The organism is Clostridium sp. (genome assembly GCF_051656525.1).
Lineage (GTDB): Bacteria > Bacillota > Clostridia > Clostridiales > Clostridiaceae > Clostridium.
In genome coordinates, this window is record NZ_JBOGCC010000016.1 from 1 (window position 1) to 2,056 (window position 2,056).

At 24.6% G+C, this 2,056-nt stretch carries 3 protein-coding genes; 1 reads left to right on the forward strand and 2 read right to left on the reverse strand.

The features are described 5' to 3' along the window. On the reverse strand, positions 1-959 hold a 959-nt coding region (locus tag ACRDDY_RS00465), incomplete at its 3' end, for a hypothetical protein (RefSeq protein WP_438563003.1). Between the two features lie 140 nt (positions 960-1,099). Next, the gene (locus ACRDDY_RS00470) at positions 1,100-1,399 is read right to left on the reverse strand and encodes a hypothetical protein (protein ID WP_438563004.1); all 300 of its coding nucleotides are present in this window, start codon (positions 1,397-1,399) and stop codon (positions 1,100-1,102) included. A 433-nt stretch (positions 1,400-1,832) separates the two neighbouring features. Here ACRDDY_RS00470 and ACRDDY_RS00475 point away from each other — a divergent pair. After that, positions 1,833-2,056: hypothetical protein (locus ACRDDY_RS00475; protein ID WP_438563005.1), on the forward strand; the 224-nt coding region annotated here is incomplete at its 3' end.

Below are 2,056 nucleotides of genomic sequence, written 5' to 3' on the forward strand. Positions count from 1 at the left end.
ACTGTCTCTTGAAGCTGTACTTCTAATCCCTTTAATACGTCTATAACTTCCAAATCATTTTTTAAAGTTTCTGGTATAAATGAAGTAGTTTCCCTATCACTTAATATTTGTTTAAATAATATTTTTAATTTAGGGATTCTTTCTCTCTTTACACAATTTTGATTATGTTCATTTATATACTCATTTATCCCTTTTATCTTTTCACCATTTTCTTTAGTATAACCTCCTATAATTCCATTATAGAAACTTATTCCACTTTGACTTAAAACTTTATTAAATCCTTCAACTTCAAAAAACGCTTCAATTATTTGTCCATCTAAGTGCTCTTTTAATACTTCCTCTATTTCTTCGAATTTTAATTTCAATTCACTATTTTTAATTTTTTCATATATTTTTATATTCTCTAAAAATTTTGGAAAATTTTCATCTATTATTCTATATGCAATTGCAGTGCTACTCTCATCTTTAGCATAAATATTTCTTCTGTTTTCATTAAACCCCTTAAAATAAGTTGTAAATCTTAAAAACTTATAAATAAGCTCTGCTTCTTCACTATCCTTATAGCGTTCAGTTAACTTTTCAGTTATCATTTCTTTCCCAAATAATTTTTTATATTCCTTGCTCTTAATAAAACTTTCACTTATTTTCTTTCTAATACTTTCTAATAAGGCATCAAACTCCTTTTTTTCATCCTCATTCTTTTTAGGGTTATTATAAAGCTCAGCAAGCCTAAGTAAATTTTCAAGCTCAACTTCACACAAAATCTCTTCTATAAAAAATTTATGCTCTATATCGCATAGCTTTTTAATTTTTTCATAATCTAATGCTCTCTCTTCATCAACTTCTAAAATCCCATTCTTATTAATCCATTTTAAAGTTTCCTCTGTTGGAATTAAACCATTTCTAATTGTTTTACTCATCGGATATACTCCAATAAACCCCTCATACATTTTTTCCATCTTTTAAATCTCCTTTAAAATTTTATTATATTTTCATGGTCAAAATTTACATATGAAATCTACTATTTAATTAAGTAGAAATTACTAAATCAATAGATATTTTAATGAAAATATCTATTGATTTAATAAAAAATATTAAATTAAAAAAACATATGAATAAAATTATTTATTTCTCTTGATATTTTTTCCTTTTCTTCCTTATATTTTATCATATATTCTTTTTGACTACTACTATCTAAGTTGATAAATTTTCCAATTTCTCTTATACTTAACCCATAAGTTTGAAGTTTTTCAGCAATTTCAAATATTTCCAACTCATTTTCCGTTAAATATTTTTTATTTTTAATTCTAATAAATTTTATAATTTTGGCATTTTCGAACAACTCAGATCTTTTTTTAGATTTTTTTATCTCAGAGAATTTTATTAATTTTTCATCCATTATTTTCACCACCTCTAAATGTAGTATATTTCTATCCCTATAAGGAACGTCAATACTTTTTAACTAGTAATTTATTCCTTTATATTTTTAACCATTTTATATCTTTATATACAAAAAAACTAATAACTTTTTAGCTATCAGTTTTTTCTATATTCAATCCCTCATATTCTATTATAATTTAATACTATTGTTTTCCGTATTGCCTAGGCCTATCTATTATAAAGTATTTATCTTGTTAGATAAATTTTATTATCTCTTTTAATTTTTCATTTATATTAACCATATAGTCCTTCTCTTCAACACATGCACCAAATCTTCACATTAAATTCAGATTGACTTCATTGTACTTATAGATTGCTCCTTTATTATAAAAGCATACCAAACACGAAGGAGGAACTACTATAAAAGTTTTAATATATAGTAGAAATTTATTATGAAGAAGAAATTAATTAGTATATTAACATGTTTAACGATTTTTGCAGGACTTGGAACTACAGCATTTGCTGAAGGTGTTTCTCATAAAACTACACCTACAAAAGCCAGTACGTCAGTAAGTGATAGCAAAACTAAACCTATAAAGGTTTCTGATAATTATAGATACGTAAAATCTGAACTTTTAAATGGTGCTACCGTATCTACAATAAAATCTAACCTTGA

Excerpts from the sequence above, each read along its gene's own strand:
- ACRDDY_RS00470 (WP_438563004.1), bottom strand. The coding sequence starts at position 1,399 with ATGGATGAAAAATTAATAAAATTCTCTGAGATAAAAAAATCTAAAAAA.